General features: G+C 58.1%; 17 protein-coding genes and 1 pseudogene. 11 read left to right on the forward strand and 7 right to left on the reverse strand.

What is annotated here, in order from left to right; genetic code table 11:
- The first annotated feature begins 106 nt into the window (after positions 1 to 106).
- On the forward strand, positions 107 to 595 hold the full coding sequence (locus V6P94_RS03725) for an Lrp/AsnC ligand binding domain-containing protein (protein WP_016782681.1): 489 nt from the start codon (positions 107 to 109) through the stop codon (positions 593 to 595).
- An 11-nt stretch (positions 596 to 606) separates the two neighbouring features.
- On the opposite strand, the gene V6P94_RS03730 is transcribed toward V6P94_RS03725, so the two are convergent.
- Positions 607 to 960 carry a YkgJ family cysteine cluster protein gene (locus tag V6P94_RS03730; RefSeq protein WP_133075050.1) on the reverse strand — a complete coding sequence of 118 codons (354 nt, stop codon included), beginning with the start codon at positions 958 to 960 and terminating at the stop codon, positions 607 to 609.
- Positions 961 to 1,106: 146 nt separating this feature from the next.
- Between V6P94_RS03730 and V6P94_RS03735 the strand changes: the two genes are divergently transcribed.
- A complete protein-coding gene (locus tag V6P94_RS03735) occupies positions 1,107 to 2,408 on the forward strand; it encodes an FAD-binding oxidoreductase (RefSeq protein WP_133075051.1) in 1,302 nt (433 codons plus the stop codon).
- Between the two features lie 38 nt (positions 2,409 to 2,446).
- Here the strand turns inward: V6P94_RS03735 and V6P94_RS03740 are convergent, their stop codons facing one another.
- Complete coding sequence (locus V6P94_RS03740; protein ID WP_133075052.1) at positions 2,447 to 2,680, reverse strand: DUF1127 domain-containing protein; 234 nt, start codon at positions 2,678 to 2,680, stop codon at positions 2,447 to 2,449.
- A 169-nt stretch (positions 2,681 to 2,849) separates the two neighbouring features.
- Between V6P94_RS03740 and V6P94_RS03745 the strand changes: the two genes are divergently transcribed.
- Entirely contained in the window at positions 2,850 to 4,271 is a 1,422-nt protein-coding gene (locus V6P94_RS03745; RefSeq protein ID WP_338649031.1) for a PLP-dependent aminotransferase family protein, read from the forward strand.
- 34 nt (positions 4,272 to 4,305) lie between these two features.
- Positions 4,306 to 5,856, forward strand: a complete 1,551-nt coding sequence (locus V6P94_RS03750; protein WP_133075054.1) for a phospholipase D family protein — start codon at positions 4,306 to 4,308, stop codon at positions 5,854 to 5,856.
- Here the strand turns inward: V6P94_RS03750 and V6P94_RS03755 are convergent.
- Both V6P94_RS03755 and V6P94_RS03760 read right to left on the reverse strand, forming a co-directional pair.
- Entirely contained in the window at positions 5,851 to 6,999 is a 1,149-nt protein-coding gene (locus tag V6P94_RS03755; RefSeq protein WP_133075055.1) for an MFS transporter, read from the reverse strand. The genes V6P94_RS03750 and V6P94_RS03755 overlap by 6 nt on opposite strands.
- A 139-nt stretch (positions 7,000 to 7,138) precedes the next feature.
- Positions 7,139 to 8,632, reverse strand: coding sequence for an aldehyde dehydrogenase (locus V6P94_RS03760; RefSeq protein ID WP_133075056.1), 1,494 nt, complete (start codon positions 8,630 to 8,632; stop codon positions 7,139 to 7,141).
- A gap of 169 nt (positions 8,633 to 8,801) precedes the next feature.
- On the opposite strand from V6P94_RS03760, the gene V6P94_RS03765 reads away from it, so the two are divergent.
- Both V6P94_RS03765 and V6P94_RS03770 read left to right on the forward strand, forming a co-directional pair.
- Complete coding sequence (locus V6P94_RS03765) at positions 8,802 to 9,164, forward strand: cupin domain-containing protein (protein WP_133075057.1); 363 nt, start codon at positions 8,802 to 8,804, stop codon at positions 9,162 to 9,164.
- Positions 9,165 to 9,393: 229 nt separating this feature from the next.
- Positions 9,394 to 9,690, forward strand: a complete 297-nt coding sequence (locus V6P94_RS03770; protein WP_133075058.1) for an I78 family peptidase inhibitor — start codon at positions 9,394 to 9,396, stop codon at positions 9,688 to 9,690.
- A gap of 99 nt (positions 9,691 to 9,789) precedes the next feature.
- On the opposite strand, the gene rpmG is transcribed toward V6P94_RS03770, so the two are convergent.
- Positions 9,790 to 9,945 carry a 50S ribosomal protein L33 gene (gene rpmG / locus V6P94_RS03775; RefSeq protein ID WP_003437824.1) on the reverse strand — a complete coding sequence of 52 codons (156 nt, stop codon included), beginning with the start codon at positions 9,943 to 9,945 and terminating at the stop codon, positions 9,790 to 9,792.
- Positions 9,946 to 9,956: 11 nt separating this feature from the next.
- Entirely contained in the window at positions 9,957 to 10,190 is a 234-nt protein-coding gene (rpmB, locus tag V6P94_RS03780) for a 50S ribosomal protein L28 (RefSeq protein ID WP_019410280.1), read from the reverse strand.
- 502 nt (positions 10,191 to 10,692) lie between these two features.
- Here rpmB and V6P94_RS03785 point away from each other — a divergent pair.
- Positions 10,693 to 12,279: an ABC transporter substrate-binding protein gene (locus V6P94_RS03785; RefSeq protein ID WP_133075059.1), complete on the forward strand. Its 1,587-nt coding sequence runs from the start codon at positions 10,693 to 10,695 to the stop codon at positions 12,277 to 12,279.
- 3 nt (positions 12,280 to 12,282) lie between these two features.
- Here the strand turns inward: V6P94_RS03785 and radC are convergent, their stop codons facing one another.
- Complete coding sequence (gene radC, locus V6P94_RS03790; RefSeq protein WP_133075060.1) at positions 12,283 to 12,957, reverse strand: DNA repair protein RadC; 675 nt, start codon at positions 12,955 to 12,957, stop codon at positions 12,283 to 12,285.
- A 122-nt stretch (positions 12,958 to 13,079) separates the two neighbouring features.
- Between radC and coaBC the strand changes: the two genes are divergently transcribed.
- From coaBC to argB, 4 genes and pseudogenes are all read left to right on the forward strand, one after another.
- A complete protein-coding gene (gene coaBC / locus V6P94_RS03795; protein WP_338649032.1) occupies positions 13,080 to 14,288 on the forward strand; it encodes a bifunctional phosphopantothenoylcysteine decarboxylase/phosphopantothenate--cysteine ligase CoaBC in 1,209 nt (402 codons plus the stop codon).
- 5 nt (positions 14,289 to 14,293) lie between these two features.
- Positions 14,294 to 14,749 carry a dUTP diphosphatase gene (gene dut / locus V6P94_RS03800; RefSeq protein WP_019828201.1) on the forward strand — a complete coding sequence of 152 codons (456 nt, stop codon included), beginning with the start codon at positions 14,294 to 14,296 and terminating at the stop codon, positions 14,747 to 14,749.
- Between the two features lie 171 nt (positions 14,750 to 14,920).
- Positions 14,921 to 16,297, forward strand: a pseudogene (locus V6P94_RS03805) (phosphomannomutase/phosphoglucomutase); the annotation flags it as partial.
- A gap of 25 nt (positions 16,298 to 16,322) precedes the next feature.
- On the forward strand, positions 16,323 to 17,228 hold the full coding sequence (gene argB / locus V6P94_RS03810; RefSeq protein WP_019828199.1) for an acetylglutamate kinase: 906 nt from the start codon (positions 16,323 to 16,325) through the stop codon (positions 17,226 to 17,228).
- The last annotated feature ends 55 nt before the right edge of the window (positions 17,229 to 17,283 follow it).

Consider the following 17,283-nt stretch of genomic DNA (forward strand, 5'->3'; position numbering starts at 1 on the left):
AGATGAGCGCAGTATATGAAGCATTGAGTAGTGGAATTCACTGTATAAGCAGCTATATTTGGCGACAATTCTCGGGCACAACCCTTTTCACGGAGGAGAATCTCCTATGCGTACAAATCACCAAACAAAACGTGAATTGGACAAGATTGACCGCAATATTTTGCGCATCCTTCAGGTCGATGGCCGCATCTCGTTTACCGAGCTGGGAGAGAAGGTCGGGCTGTCCACTACGCCCTGTACAGAACGGGTAAGAAGGCTGGAGCGTGAAGGCATCATCATGGGCTATAACGCCCGGCTCAACCCGCAGCACTTGCAGGGCAGCCTGCTGGTTTTTGTTGAGATCAGCCTGGACTACAAGTCTGGCGACACCTTTGATGAATTTCGCCGCGCGGTGCTGAAGTTACCTCACGTGCTGGAGTGTCATCTGGTGTCGGGAGATTTCGACTATCTGGTCAAGGCGCGGATCAGCGAGATGGCTTCATACCGCAAGTTGCTGGGCGACATCCTGCTCAAATTGCCCCACGTGCGTGAGTCCAAGAGCTATATCGTGATGGAAGAAGTGAAAGAGAGCCTGAACCTGCCGATTGCCGATTGAACCCTGCGGGCTTAAACCAGCACCTGGCGCGTACTGGCGATGTATTCATGCACCAGCTTCTCAGCGCTGGGATGAATCATCTCCACCGGGCGTCGGCCGTTGGGGCAGGGCAGTGTGGGCGTGGTGCCGAACAGGCGACAGATCAATGGTCGCTCTTCATACACCGTGCAGCCATTGGGTCCCAGGTGCACACAGTCAAGCTCGTCCATCGCGGCTTCCTGCTCGGCGGCAGTCTTGCGCGGCAAGCGGGCCATTTCTTCGGAGGAGGTGGTCACCGGTCCGCAGCAGTCATGGCAACCCGGCACGCAGTCAAACGAGGGGATTTGCTGCCTGAGAAAGCGGATCTTGTGACTGTTGCAGCTCATCCAGAACGTACCGATTTTGAAAAGGCCGCAAAGTCTGCCTGAAAACCCCGGCTCTAGACAGGGCCGTCCAGCTGTTCTTGCCCCGTGGGAATGGCCCGGCTTATGCTCCGTCAAATTTTCCAAACATCAATAATCAGGATTCGCCCATGAGCGCCCCGGTTCAGCGCAGCCAGCACACCGCCTCTTATTACGCCGCCAGCAGCCTGCCGCAGCCCGATCATCCGGTGCTGCAGGGTGATGTGGTGGCGGATGTGTGCGTGGTGGGTGGCGGCTTTTCCGGGCTCAACACCGCGTTGGAGCTTGCCGAGCGCGGCATGAGCGTCGTTTTGCTCGAGGCTCACAAGATCGGCTGGGGCGCCAGCGGGCGCAATGGCGGTCAATTGATTCGCGGTGTCGGCCATGGCCTTGAGCAGTTTGAAGGGGTTATCGGCAAAGACGGCGTACGGCAGATGAAGTTGATGGGGCTGGAGGCGGTGGAAATCGTTCGCCGTCGCGTAGAGCGCTTCAATATCGCCTGCGACCTGACATGGGGCTACTGCGATCTGGCCAACAAGCCGCGTGACCTTGAAGGTTTTGCCGAAGAAGCCCAGGAACTGCGGGGTTTGGGCTATCGCCACGAAGTCCGTCTGCTGCAAGCCAGCGAGGTGCATAGCGTGGTGGGCTCGGATCGTTATGTCGGCGGCCTGATCGATATGGGCTCGGGGCATTTGCATCCACTCAACCTGGCGCTGGGCGAAGCGGCGGCAGCTGCGCAGCTGGGCGTGAAGCTATTTGAAAACTCCACCGTGACCCGTATCGATTATGGCCCTGAAGTAAGGGTACACACGGCGCAGGGCTCGGTACGGGCCAAAAGCCTGGTGCTGGGCTGCAACGCCTATTTAAAAGACCTGAATCCGCAACTGAGTGGCAAGGTACTGCCTGCGGGCAGCTACATCATCGCCACCGAGCCGCTGAGCGAAGCCCAGGCCCACGCCTTGCTGCCGCAGAACATGGCGGTGTGTGATCAGCGGGTGGCGCTGGATTACTACAGGTTATCGGCGGATCGACGTTTGCTGTTTGGGGGGGCTTGTCACTATTCGGGTCGCGATCCTCAAGACATTGCGGCGTATATGCGGCCCAAAATGCTTGAGGTGTTCCCGCACCTCAACGACGTGAAAATCGATTACCAGTGGGGCGGCATGATCGGCATTGGCGCCAACCGCTTGCCGCAAATCGGCCGCCTGCAAGAGCAGCCCAATGTGTATTACGCCCAGGCGTATTCAGGGCATGGGGTCAACGCGACTCACCTGGCGGGCAGGTTGCTGGCCGAAGCCATCAGTGGTCAGCACAGCGACGGTTTTGACCTGTTCGCCAAAGTCCCGCACATCACCTTCCCTGGCGGCAAATACCTGCGCTCGCCGTTGCTGGCGCTGGGGATGCTGTGGCATCGGATCAAAGAGCTGCGTTAAAACGGTGGGAGCAAGCTCCCTTGCACACAGCGCAGTATTCACGAACGCCAAAAAGGTTTGCAGCCTTCGCGTCGGGCCATTTCGCGGCTCAGGCCCACGTCACGCAGTTGATTCTCGTCAAGGTTGAGCAGCACGCGGCGGCTGCGTGCGCGGTGCCAGAACAGGCTCCAGCGCCCCAGCGCTGCAGGGGCGTTAATGATTTCCCTGGCCTCGTGTTCGGCCAGTAATTGTTGGCTGTGCAGCGTCAGGCGGACATCGCTCAAACCATTCATCAGACAGCTCCTTTTGACTCGATTACCATGAGTCAGCATGATGGCCTTACGCTCAAAACCATGACAGATTCAGCAAAGTCATTTTATATACATACAGATACGGCCTTTTAGACGCTGAATCCTCGGTTTTCAGCTCATCTGTACTGGTCAGCACTCCTGGAGTCCGGCAATGTCCCTTTACGTCAATCTCGCTGACCTGCTCGGTACGCGCATCGAACAGGGCTTTTATCGTCCTGGCGACCGATTGCCATCAGTGCGGGCGCTAAGCGCCGAGCATGGCGTGAGCCTGAGCACGGTGCAGCAGGCGTATCGGTTGCTGGAAGACAATGGGCTGGCTTCGCCACGCCCCAAGTCCGGGTACTTCGTGCCAATGGAACGTGAGCTGCCTGCCTTGCCGGGCATGGGTAAACCGGCTCAGCGGCCGGTGGAAATTTCCCAGTGGGAACAAGTGCTGGAACTGGTGCGTTCCGTGCCGCAGAAGGACGTGATCCAGTTGGGACGGGGCATGCCTGACGTCACTACGCCAACTATCAAGCTGCTGTTGCGCAGCCTGGCGCAAATCAGTCGTCGCCTGGATTTGCCCGGTCTGTATTACGACAACGTGTACGGGGTGCTGGGCCTGCGTGAGCAGTTGGCGCGTCTGTTGCTCGATTCGGGCTGCCAGCTGGGTGCTGAAGACCTGGTGATCACTACCGGCTGCCATGAGGCGCTGTCGTGCAGTATTCGCGCGGTGTGTGAGCCGGGTGACATCGTGGCGGTCGATTCGCCGAGTTTTCATGGCGCCATGCAAACCCTCAAGGGGTTGGGCATGAAGGCGCTCGAGATCCCTACCGATCCGCTGACCGGCATCAGTCTCGAGGCGCTGGAGCTGGCGCTGGAGCAGTGGCCGATCAAGGCGATCCAGATTACGCCCAGCTGTAACAACCCGCTGGGCTACATCATGCCCGAGGCTCGCAAGCGGGCGCTGGTGATACTGGCTCAGCGTTTTGATGTGGCGATTATCGAAGACGATGTGTACGGCGAACTGGCTTATACCTATCCGCGTCCGCGCACGATCAAATCCTTCGACGATGATGGGCGGGTCTTGCTGTGCAGCTCATTTTCCAAAACCCTGGCGCCCGGCTTGCGCGTTGGCTGGGTCGCGCCGGGTCGTTATCTGGAGCGGGTGCTGCACATGAAATACATCAGCACCGGTTCCACAGCGCCACAGCCGCAACTGGCCATTGCCGACTTTTTAAAGAACGGCCATTTCGAACCGCACCTGCGCAAAATGCGCAGCCAATATCAGCGCAATCGAGACCTGATGCTGGGCTGGATCAGTCGCTACTTTCCACCCGGCACTCGCGCCAGTCGGCCCCAAGGCAGTTTTATGCTCTGGCTGGAGCTGCCGGAAGGGTTTGACAGCTTGCGCCTCAACCGCGCGCTGCTGGATCAGGGGGTGCAGATTGCGGTGGGCAGTATTTTCTCTGCCTCGGGCAAATACCGTAACTGCTTGCGCATGAACTACGCTGCAAAGCCTACGCCTCAGGTTGAGGAGGCGGTGCGCAAGGTCGGGATGGCGGCCAGTAAACTGTTGGCAGAAGCTGTTTAATCACCCTGTGACGTCTGGCCCGAGGCTCTACACGTTGAAATCACTCTGTGCATTGTTTTTGGCTGTATTGCTGGGAGGTTGTGCCACTTTGGACGTGCCCCGTGAGCCAACCCAGGCGTTGCCAGCCGCAGACTCGGCCTTTGGCCGCTCCATCCAGGCCCAGGCCGCGCCCTATCAGGGTCGCTCCGGATTTCGCCTGCTGCCCAACAGCGGCGAAGCGTTCAGGGCCCGTGCAGAGCTGATCCGCAATGCGCAAAGCAGCCTCGACTTGCAGTACTACATCGTCCACGACGGGTTGAGTACGCGCATGCTGATTGATGAACTGCTCAAGGCGGCAGATCGCGGCGTGCGCGTGCGGATCCTGCTCGATGACACCGCCAGTGATGGCCTGGACGATATCCTGGCGACACTTGCGGCCCATCCCAATATCCAGATCCGGCTGTTCAATCCTCTGCAGTTGGGGCGCAGCACGGGCGTGACCCGAGCCATGGGGCGGCTGTTCAACCTCTCGCGCCAGCACCGGCGCATGCACAACAAACTCTGGCTGGCCGATAACAGCGTGGCGATTGTGGGTGGGCGCAATCTGGGTGATGAGTATTTCGATGCCAAGCCCGAGCTGAACTTCACCGATATCGACCTGCTCAGCGTTGGCCCGGTGGCAGAACAATTGGGGCACGGTTTCGATCAATACTGGAACAGCGCCCTCAGCCAGCCGATTGGTGATTTTGTCTCGTCGAAACTGTCTGTGCATGAATTGGGCAAGGCGCGTAAAAAACTCGAGGCCTCGCTCAAGCGGGCGCAGCAACGCAACCCGGCGCTTTATCAAGAGTTGGCATCCTATGAGACCAACCCGCAGCTGGATGTTTGGCGCAAAGAGCTGATCTGGGCCTGGAATCAGGCGCTGTGGGATGCGCCGAGCAAGGTACTGGCCAGGGGGGAGCCAGACTCCCACTTGTTGCTGACCACGCAGTTGGCGCCGGAGCTGGCGGGAGTGAACCAGGAACTGATCCTGATCTCGGCCTATTTTGTGCCGGGTGAAACCGGGTTGGTGTACCTGACGGGTCGAGCGGATGCGGGGGTCGATGTACGTTTATTGACCAACTCACTGGAAGCGACGGACGTACCCGCTGTTCACGGCGGCTACGCCCCTTATCGCAAAGCGTTGCTGGAACACGGGGTCAAACTGTTTGAACTGCGTCGCCAGCCGGGTAGCAACGGAGGCAGTGGACTGCACCTGTTCAAGCACGGGATGAGTTCGGATTCGAGCCTGCACAGCAAGGCGATGATTTTTGACCAGCAGAAATCATTTATTGGCTCTTTCAATTTCGACCCGCGTTCGGGGTTGTGGAACACCGAGGTCGGTGTGTTGGTGGACAGCCCGGAACTGGCCGCCGAAACCCGCAAGCTGGCCCTGCAAGGCATGGCTCCGGCCTTGAGCTATGAGCCAAGGCTTGAGCAGGGCAAGCTTGTCTGGGTGACTGAAGACAACGGCCAGTTGCACACCTTGCATCGGGAGCCGGGCAACTGGTGGCGGCGGCTCAATGCCTGGTTCAGCAAGCGTGTGGGGCTGGAAAAGATGCTATGAAGCCGTTGCTTGCTCCGCGCCGAATGCTCCCTGGCGCAACACCAGAATCACCAGTACCAGCGCGCCTGCGGCCATGAACAGCGGCAAGGCGTGCCCGCTGATCCACTGGCTGCCCGCACCGGCGGCCAATGGCCCGATCAGGCAGCCGATACCCCACAGTTGCGCGACGTGGGCGTTGGCGCGCACCAGGGCATCGTCACGGTAGCGCTCGCCGATCAGGATCAGTGACAAGGTGAACAAGCCGCCGGCACTGGCACCGAAGATCACCCACAGCGGCCAGATCAGCAGGGTATTGAGCAAGAACGGCACCGCCAGGCTCGACAGCATCAGCAGTACTGCGCAGCCGGTAAACAGCGAACGGCGGGACAGACGGTCGGCCAGCGCCCCTATCGGCAATTGCAGCAGGGCATCGCCCACCACAACGGTGCTGACCATCGCCAGTGCAATATCAGCGGTAAAGCCCTGGCGCAGGCAGTAGATGGGCAGAAGCGTAAGAATCATTGCCTCAAAAGCAGCAAACAGCGCTACGGCCCACGCAATAGCCGGTAAGCCTCGACAGAATCCCAGTAAATCCTTGAAGGTCACGCTGCAGGATTCGGTGGTGGGTGCGCCGTCGCGACCCATGAGCAGTAAAGGCGCAAGGGTCAGCAATGCAACGCCGATCCAGAAACCGTAGTCATCTTCAGAGCCGACCAGGCCCAGCAGCAGTGGCCCGGACAATTGGCTCAAGGCATAGGCCGAGCCATACAGCGCGACCAGGCGGCCGCGCCATTGCTCGACTACCAGCTGGTTGATCCAGCTTTCGCCGAGAATAAAAATAATCGTGAGTACCACGCCGATCAGCAGGCGCAGTACCAGCCACACCGGATAGCTGGGCAGTAACGCCAGCAGCCCGATGGACAGCGCCCCACACCACAGACACAGGCGCATCAGGCCGGGTGTGCCAAAGCGTGCAGCCAGCTTGCTTGCCAGGCTGGCGCCGACCAGCACACCTATCGCCGGCATGGCGGCCATGACGCCAATTGCGAACCCGCCATAACCCCAGCTTTCAAGCCGAAACGATACCAGCGGCATGCTCACGCCCAGTGCCAGGCCGACACTGAGAACCGAGGCCAGAACGGCGAAATACGTCGCCCAACGCATGTCTGTGCTCCAAATGTGTGGTGTAAAAACCAGTGTGGGAGCGGGCTTGCCCGCGATGAAGGCACCGGGGTCTGTCAGTCAGACCTCAATGCTGCCATCGCGGGCAAGCCCGCTCCCACAGGGTGTTGCGTTAAGGCTGTTACAGCTTGATCCAAGTGGATTTCAGCTCTGTGTATTTGTCGAACGCGTGCAACGACTTGTCACGCCCGTTGCCCGACTGTTTGAAGCCGCCAAACGGTGCGGTCATGTCGCCGCCATCGTACTGGTTGACCCACACGCTGCCGGCGCGCAGGGCTTTGGCGGTCAGGTGAGCCTTGGAGATGTCAGCTGTCCACACTGCTGCGGCCAGGCCGTAGGGCGTGTCGTTGGCGATCTGAATGGCTTCTTCGGCACTGTCGAAGGTGATCACCGACAGCACGGGACCGAAGATTTCTTCCTGGGCGATTTTCATCGCATTGCTCACGCCATCGAAAATCGTCGGTTCAACGTAGGTGCCGCCGGTTTCCTGCAGGATTTGTTTGCCGCCTGCTACCAGTTTTGCGCCTTCGCTGTGGCCGGACTCGATGTACGACAGCACGGTGTTCATTTGCTGGGTATCAACCAGAGCGCCCACGGTGGTTTCCGGGTCCAGCGGGTTGCCGGGCTTCCAGCCTTTGAGGGCCTGGATCACCAGCGGCAGGAATTTGTCCTTGATCGAGCGCTCCACCAGCAGGCGCGAACCGGCTGTGCACACTTCACCCTGGTTGAAGGCAATGGCGCTGGCAGCGGATTCGGCCGCAGCCTGCAGGTCCGGTGCGTCGGCGAAGACGATGTTCGGGCTCTTGCCACCCGCTTCAAGCCAGACGCGCTTCATGTTGGATTCGCCGGAATAGATCATCAGTTGCTTGGCGATCTTGGTCGAGCCGGTGAATACCAGGGTGTCGACATCCATGTGCAGGGCCAGGGCCTTGCCGACGGTATGGCCATAGCCTGGCAGCACGTTGAGTACGCCCGCAGGAATACCGGCTTCAACGGCCAGAGCTGCGATACGGATGGCAGTCAGTGGGGATTTTTCAGACGGCTTGAGGATCACCGAGTTACCGGTCGACAGAGCCGGACCGAGTTTCCAGCAGGCCATCATCAACGGGAAGTTCCACGGCACGATCGCGGCGACAACGCCAACGGCTTCGCGGGTCACCAGGCCCAGTTGGTTGTGGGGGGTGGCAGCGACTTCGTCGTAGATCTTGTCGATGGCTTCACCGCTCCAGCTCAGCGCGCCGGCGGCACCTGGCACGTCGATGCCCAGGGAGTCACTGATCGGCTTGCCCATATCCAGGGTTTCAAGAAGGGCCAGTTCTTCGGCGTTTTGTTTCAGCAGGCCGGCAAAGCGGATCATCGTGGCCTTGCGCTTGGCCGGGGCCAGGCGGGACCAGACACCGGACTCAAACGTCTGGCGTGCATTGTCTACGGCTCTCTGGGCGTCAGCGCTATCGCAGCTGGCAATTTTGCCCAGCAAACGGCCATCGACCGGGCTCAGACACTCGAACGTTTCATTGGAGACCGCATCGGTGTACTCACCATTGATGTAGGCACGGCCTTCGATTTTCAGCTCTTGGGCCCGTTGTTCCCAATCAGCACGCGTCAGGGTGGTCATTCGAGTGTCCTCCTCTTATTGAAATGGAAGCGTCACCCTAAACCAGTGGCCCAGGAACTTTCAATATATTTGACACATGAGTCGCAAACGGCATGGCTTGTTCGTTTTAATAAACATAGACTTTGGTTTTTCTGGCCACATACACCGCAATTTCGGGGGGACAAGAACCATGAGCATCGCAACCATCGTCGATTTCAGCACTGCCAACACCCAGGCTGACCGCTTCAGCCCGGCACCGGAAAAGGTGCTCAAGGGCGCTCCCGAACAAGTTATCCACAACCATTACAACAGCCCGTGCGGACAAATGAGTGCGGGCGTGTGGGAAGGTGCTGTGGGTCAATGGACGGTCAATTACACCGAGCATGAATACTGCGAGATTGTGCAGGGCGTTTCTGTCTTGCGTGACCATGACGGTAACGCCAAGACCCTCCGGGCCGGTGATCGTTTTGTCATCCCGGCAGGGTTTCGCGGGACGTGGGAAGTGCTTGAACCATGTCGGAAGATTTACGTGGTGTTTGAACAGAAGGTTTGAAACCGCTGATCCAGAGCGCTTTAAGAGCTCTGCCTGATATTGAAGGCGGGGCTTTTTTATGGGCATTTGCCGCACCTTGAAAGACAAACCAGGAAACACGTCGCCGCGGATATGGGCGTCAAAGTGAGCCAGTCTTTGGAGGGCAAGGCGTTGCGGTGCCAAATACTCATGGACGAGCAGGCACTGTCAGCCCCCGCACTCACAATGGCTTTTTTAACAAGGATGAATCATGTCGAAGACTACTGTTTCCAAAAGTGCCGCGCTGGCGGCAAGCATGATGCTCGCAGCGTTTTCACTGCCTGCGATGGCTGCTGAAGAGGGCCTGTGCGATAAGAATCTGGCGCTCAACTATGTGGTTGCACCAGAAGTGACGCCGCAGTTGGTGGAGTTGTGGCGCAACACTTACGGCGCTCGGGAGGTCCGCGTGGAGGTCCCTGGCAAGGGCTATACCAAGGAGTTCAACAGCTATCGCCTTAGGGTGTTGGTCAATGAAGGCAACAAGCTCAGCTCGCTGAGCTGTGGTTGAACAGGGTGCGGTAACGGTGCGTAAGTGCAGCTAAACCGCAGGCAACAAAAAAGGCCCGTATCGTGAGATATGGGCCTTTTTTGTAAGAAGAAAAACCAATTACTTGATTTTGGCTTCTTTGTAGATCACGTGCTTGCGAACCCGCGGATCGAATTTTTTGATTTCGATTTTGTCCGGAGTGGTGCGCTTGTTCTTATCAGTGGTGTAGAAATGGCCTGTACCAGCGCTCGACACCAAACGGATCAATTCACGCATGATTAGCTCCCTTAGATCTTGCCAGCACGGCGGATTTCGGCCAGCACGACAGTAATGCCACGCTTGTCGATGATACGCATGCCTTTAGCAGATACGCGCAGACGAACAAAACGTTTCTCTTCTTCAACCCAGAAGCGGTGATGCTGCAGGTTCGGCAGGAAACGACGACGGGTTTTGTTATTTGCGTGGGAAATGTTATTCCCAGTCACCGGACCCTTACCGGTAACTTGACAGACTCTCGACATGCCTCAGCCCTCTAAAACCACATGCCCAACCCGGCATGGGTTGGCCGCTTAATCTCTCAGTCATGGCGCCAGGCGCCGCGTTTCTTTAAGGGTCTTACCGGCTACACCTACAAACGCAGGAACCGGGCCCCTAGAAAAGAGCGCTGCTTTATACCAGAAAGACTAAAGAGCAACAACAGGCAGTGTGATTTGCTGTAATTAATGAAGCCGCCATTTTAACGCCAATCCACGCGGCGTCTATGCCTTAAAGCGTTTTACCGCTCGTCGCGGGGAGAAGATTTTCAGGCGAAGTGTGTACCTGTAATCGCTGCCGAAGGCTGCGGAAAGGTCCGTACAGACCCGGGAAAACGGGTTGCTTCGCAACCCTTCGCAGCCTTCGGCAGCGACTACGGGGCTTCAAACGCTATTAAAAAGTAGTCATTTGAGTAGCGGAACACTAGGGTAGGACTTTTCCAGACTGCACTTGCAGATGGGCCTCATCGACTTGTAAAGGAAACAGATCATGCGCCTTGCTGCCGTCCCCTTTTTGCTCACCTTTTGCCTGACCCCACTGGTGCAGGCGGCCACTTTGAGCGTTTGCACCGAGGCCAGCCCCGAAGGGTTCGATGTGGTGCAGTACAACTCGCTCAGTACCACCAATGCCTCGGCAGACGTGCTGATGAACCGCCTGGTGGACTTTGACGCCCAAGCCGCCAAGCTGGTGCCGGGTTTGGCGCAAAGCTGGTCAGTGTCCCCTGATGGCCTTGTGTACGACTTTAAGCTGCGTCCTGGCGTCAAGTTTCACAGCACGCCCTATTTCACCCCGAGCCGAGCGTTGAATGCCGATGACGTGCGTTTCAGCTTCGAGCGCATGCTCGATCCTGCCAACCCTTGGCACAAGGTGGCTCAAAGCGGTTTCCCCCATGCCCAGTCCTTGCAGTTGCCTGAGCTGATAAAAAAGATCGAGACGCCGGACCCGCTGACAGTTCGCTTCACTCTCAGCCGTCCTGACTCCACCTTTCTGCCAGCACTGAGCATGGGTTTTGCGTCGATTTACTCGGCCGAATACGCCGACAAACTGATGAAAGCCGGCACCCCGGAGCTGATGAACAGTCAGCCGATCGGCACCGGACCTTTTATATTCAGCCGTTTCCAGAAAGATGCGGTAGTGCGTTACAAGGCCAATCCTGACTACTTCGCAGGCAAACCCGCTGTGGATGGGCTGATTTTTGCCATCACGCCGGACGCTAACGTGCGGCTACAAAAATTGCGCCGCAATGAGTGCCAGATTGCGCTATCGCCCAAGCCACTGGACGTGGCGGCAGCGATCAAGGACCCCGCGTTGTCGGTCACGCAAACCCCTGCCTTCATGACCGCGTTTGTGGCCATCAACAGCCAGCATCCGCCTCTGGACAAGCCTGAGGTGCGCCAGGCCATCAATCTGGCTTTCGACAAGGACACTTATCTCAAGGCCGTGTTTGAAAACAGCGCCCAGGCTGCCAACGGTATTTACCCGGCCACAACCTGGAGCTTCGCCAAGGATTTGCCGGGGTATGCCCACGACCCTCAAAAAGCCCGCGAACTCCTGGCCAAGGCTGGCTTCAAGGACGGTTTTAAAACCACCATCTGGACGCGTCCGACGGGCAGCGTGCTCAATCCGAACCCAAGTCTGGGGGCGCAGTTGTTGCAGGCCGATCTGGCCAAGATCGGTATCCAGGCCGACATTCGAGTGATCGAGTGGGGTGAGCTGATTCGCCGCGCCAAGGCGGGTGAGCACGACCTGCTGTTTATGGGCTGGGCCGGTGATAACGGCGATCCTGACAATTTCCTGACGCCACAGTTTTCATGTGCGGCGGTGAAGTCCGGGACCAACTTTGCCCGTTATTGCGACAAGGCTCTGGACAGTTTGATCAGCGAAGGCAAAACCCTGACCGATCAGGACAAACGCAGTGCCTTGTATCAGAAGGCCCAGGCGCAGATCCAGCAGCAGGCGCTGTGGCTGCCGCTGGCGCATCCGACAGCCTACGCACTTACCCGTAAAGACGTTCAAGGCTATCAGGTGAGTCCTTTTGGGCGTCAGGACTTTTCGACGGTCAGCGTTAAGCCTTGAACGCTACATCCAGCCGTGTTCAACCATTGAAAGGGGTTGGCCGTCGCCGATAATGAAATGATCCAGCACCCGCACTTCGATCAGATCCAGCGCCTGGATCAAGCGTTTGGTCAACGTGCGGTCGGCCTGGCTGGGCTCGCTGATGCCTGAAGGGTGGTTGTGGCAAAAAATTACCGCTGCCGCGTTGTGTGTGAGGGCCCGCTTGACCACTTGGCGCGGGTAAACACTGGCGCTGTCGATCGAGCCTCTGAAGAGCACTTCGAAGGCGAGCATGCGGTGTTTGGAGTCCAGAAACAGGCAGCCAAAGACCTCATGAGGCTCATGGCGCAGCAGCGATTTCAGATAATCCCGTACCGCTTGCGGGCTTTCCAGAGCGCTGTCCCGGCGCAGGCGTTCTGCCAGGTGGCGACGGCTCATTTCGAGTACCGCCTGCAACTGGCTGAACTTGGCGGGCCCCAGTCCGAGATGGCGGCAGAATCCGCGAATGTCGGCTTCCAGCAAGGCCCGCAAACTGCCGAATTCAGTGAGTAAATGACGGGCCAGATCGACTGCGCTTTTGCCTGAAACCCCCGTGCGCAAGAAAATGGCCAGCAACTCGGCGTCGGAAAGACTGGATGAGCCGTGCTCCAAAAGCTTCTCTCGCGGGCGCTCCGCCGCAGGCCAATTACGAATGCTCATAACACCTCCTTGTGAGTGGGCGCCGCTGTTCCCTGGCAGGCGCTGTGTTATCTTAGCCCATCATTTTTGCGTGGCATTTGGCCATTTTTCACGCAGTCATCATCGAACTAAAAGGCAGGCCTATGCAGCGGCTGTATCGAAAACGCATTGTTTTGGGCGTCGGCGGCGGCATCGCGGCTTACAAGAGTGCAGAGCTGGTTCGTCGTCTGCTGGACCAAGGCGCAGAAGTACGGGTTGTCATGACCCGCGGCGGCAGCGAATTCATTACGCCTCTGACCATGCAGGCGTTATCCGGGCACCCCGTTCATCTGGATTTGCTCGACCCTGCGGCTGAAGCAGCCATGGGCCACATCGAACTGGCCAAGTGGGCCGATCTGGTGCTGATTGCACCTGCGACCGCTGACCTGATCGCCCGCCTTGCCCAAGGCCTGGCAAATGACCTGTTGACCACGCTGGTGCTCGCCACTGATGCAACGGTGGCCATTGCGCCGGCGATGAACCAGGCCATGTGGCGTGATCCGGCCACCCAGGCCAATACACGGCTGCTTGAAAGCCGTGGTCTGCGTGTGTTTGGCCCGGCCTCCGGGAGCCAGGCCTGTGGCGATGTGGGCTTTGGCCGCATGCTCGAAGCCGATGATCTGGTGCACTGCGCCGCCGAGTGTTTCCAGCGTCAGCTGCTGACCGGCAGGCACGTACTGATTACCGCAGGCCCGACCCAGGAAAACATCGACCCGGTGCGTTACATCACCAACCACAGCTCCGGGAAAATGGGCTTTGCCCTGGCCGAAGCGGCGGTTGAAGCGGGTGCCCGCGTGACCCTGATTACCGGCCCGGTTCATTTGCCGACCCCTGATCGGGTCAGCCGCATCGACGTGGTCAGTGCCCGTGACATGCTCGCTGCCTGTGAGGCGGCGATTCCTTGTGACGTGTTTATCGCTTCTGCTGCTGTTGCGGACTACCGCCCGGAAGTAGTCGCCCCGCAAAAACTCAAGAAAGACCCTACCAAGGGCGACGGCTTGTTGCTGCAGATGGTGCGCAATCCAGACATTCTGGCCACCATCGCTTCGCGTCCTGATCGCCCTTTTAGTGTCGGCTTCGCCGCAGAAACCGAGCATCTGCTCGATTACGCTGCCCGCAAGCTCAAAGACAAAAACCTCGACCTGATTGTTGCCAACGATGTGGCTAACCCCAGCATTGGCTTCAACAGTGAGGAGAACGCGTGCAGCGTGATTGACCGCGAACTGCACGCCACTGTGTTTGCCCAGACCAGCAAGGGCAAGATTGCCCGCCAGCTGATCACTTTTATCGCCGAACGTCTGAGCCAGGTTTAACTCGTATGCACGCTTTGCAAGCCAAGATCCTCGATCCACGCATTGGTAACGAATTCCCGCTGCCGCAGTACGCCACTCCAGGCTCCGCAGGCCTGGACCTGCGCGCCATGCTTAAACAAGACACCGTTCTGGAGCCAGGCCAGACCCTGCTGATCCCGACGGGCCTGTCGGTCTATATCGGCGATCCCGGCCTTGCCGCCCTGATCCTGCCGCGCTCGGGCCTGGGCCACAAGCATGGCATCGTGCTGGGCAACCTGGTCGGCCTGATCGACTCCGATTACCAGGGCGAACTGATGGTGTCGTGCTGGAACCGTGGCCAGACCGCCTTCAACATCACTATCGGCGAGCGCATTGCTCAATTGGTACTGGTGCCGGTGGTGCAGGCGCACTTTGAGCTGGTCGAAGAGTTCGACGAAAGCCAGCGCGGTGCTGGCGGCTTTGGTCACTCAGGCAAGCTCTGACCGTGCAATATCAGGTCAGGCGCTCTGCCTGGCCTGATCAGTTCGGCGTGGTAATTCAGGATGAAATTCACGCAGATGTATTTACCCTCTTTGTTGTCCACATTGATGTCGCCCCCTCCCGAATCCTCAGAACATGGAGTCCCCACTGCAATGATTAGCCAAGCTTCGGTCGCCCCCCAATTTCCTGACAGCATTTTTCGCGCGTACGACATTCGTGGCGTGGTCCCCCAAACCTTGACCGCCGAAACTGCGTATTGGATTGGCCGAGCCATTGGAGCCGAGAGTCTGGCCAAGGACGAGCCCAATGTGTCAGTGGGTCGGGACGGTCGTTTGTCCGGCCCTGAGCTGGTCGAGCGTTTGATCCAGGGTGTGGCGGACAGTGGCTGCAAGGTCAGCGATGTGGGGTTGGTACCAACGCCTGCGCTGTATTACGCGGCTAACGTGTTGGCTGGTAAGTCGGGGGTGATGCTCACGGGCAGCCACAACCCGTCGAACTATAACGGATTTAAAATCGTAATCGCGGGCGATACTCTGGCCAACGAACAAATTCAGGCACTGCACACGCGTTTGAAAACCAACGATCTGAGCTGGGGCGAGGGCAGTATCGAGCGTGTAGATATTCTTTCGCCCTACGCTGATGTAATTACACAGGACATCAAGCTGGCCAGGCGTTTGAAAGTGGTGGTGGATTGCGGCAACGGTGCTGCGGGAGTGATTGCCCCGCAACTGATCGAGGCTCTAGGCTGTGAAGTGATTCCTTTGTTCTGTGAGGTGGATGGGAACTTTCCTAATCACCATCCGGACCCGGGAAAACCGGAAAATCTGGTGGACTTGATCGCCAAGGTCAAAGAAACCAACGCTGATGTAGGGCTTGCCTTTGATGGTGATGGCGACCGCGTGGGTGTGGTGACTAACACAGGCACCATGGTGTTCCCGGATCGTTTGCTGATGCTGTTTGCCCAAGATGTACTTGAACGCAATCCTGCGGCCGAGATCATTTTCGATGTGAAATGCACACGCCGCTTGGCGCCTTGGATCGAAGAGTATGGTGGCCGGCCGCTGATGTGGAAAACCGGCCACTCGTTGATCAAAAAGAAGATGAAGGAAACCGGTGCCCTGCTGGCAGGCGAGATGAGCGGGCATATCTTTTTCAAGGAGCGCTGGTTCGGTTTCGACGACGGCATTTACAGCGCTGCGCGCCTGCTGGAGATCCTCAGCAAGCGCCAGGAGACGGCTGAAGAGCTGTTTGAGGCCTTCCCGAACGATATTTCTACGCCAGAGATCAATATCGATGTGACGGATGAGAGCAAATTCAGCATCATTGACGCTCTGCACGACGCCCAATGGGGTGACGCCGCCGAGCTGACATCCATTGATGGTGTGCGGGTTGATTACCCTCATGGCTGGGGCCTGGTTCGCGCATCCAACACCACTCCGGTGCTGGTGCTGCGATTCGAGGCCCAAACCGAGGCCGAACTGCAACGCATCAAGGACGTCTTTCACGCTCAACTGAAGCGTGTGGCCCCTGATCTTCCACTACCGTTTTGATCGACTTGTTCTACCGGAGCCCTGAATGACCCTCGAACGTGATGCCGCCTCCAACGTCGCCAAGGTTTTGTCCGAAGCGCTGCCCTACATTCGCCGTTACGTCGGCAAGACGCTGGTGATCAAGTACGGCGGCAACGCTATGGAAAACGACGAACTGAAAACCGGTTTTGCCCGTGACATCGTGTTGATGAAGGCCGTGGGTATCAACCCGGTCGTGGTACACGGTGGCGGGCCGCAAATCGGTGATTTGCTCAAGCGTTTGTCCATCGAAAGTCATTTCATCGACGGGATGCGCGTGACTGACTCGCAAACCATGGATGTGGTGGAGATGGTGCTTGGCGGTCATGTGAACAAGGAAATCGTTAACCTGATCAACCGTCATGGCGGCAGCGCCATCGGTCTGACCGGCAAGGACGCGACCCTGATTCGCGCCAAGAAAATGGTCGTGACACGTCAAACGCCAGAAATGACCAAGCCTGAAATCATCGACTTCGGTCATGTGGGTGAGGTCATCGACATCAATACCGACCTGTTGCACATGCTGACCAAGGGCGATTTCATCCCGGTCATCGCACCAATCGGTGTGGGCGCCAATGGCGAGTCCTACAACATCAACGCTGATCTGGTGGCGGGCAAGGTTGCCGAAGCCCTCAAGGCCGAGAAGCTGATGTTGCTGACCAACATTGCAGGCTTGATGGACAAGGAAGGCAAGGTGCTGACCGGTCTGACAACTGCTCAGGTGGATGACCTGATTGCCGACGGCACCATTTACGGCGGCATGCTGCCAAAAATCCGCTGCGCGCTGGAAGCCGTGCAAGGTGGCGTGACGACTGCGCATATTGTCGACGGTCGTGTACCGAATGCCGTGTTGCTGGAAATCTTCACCGACACCGGTGTGGGCACGCTGATCACCAACAGCAAACCGCTGTAGGCAGAACTGAAAAAGCCCCGCCCGGCAATCGCCGGGCGGGGCTTTTTTATGGCCG

It is taken from the genome of Pseudomonas sp. ML2-2023-3, assembly GCF_037055275.1.
GTDB lineage: Bacteria > Pseudomonadota > Gammaproteobacteria > Pseudomonadales > Pseudomonadaceae > Aquipseudomonas.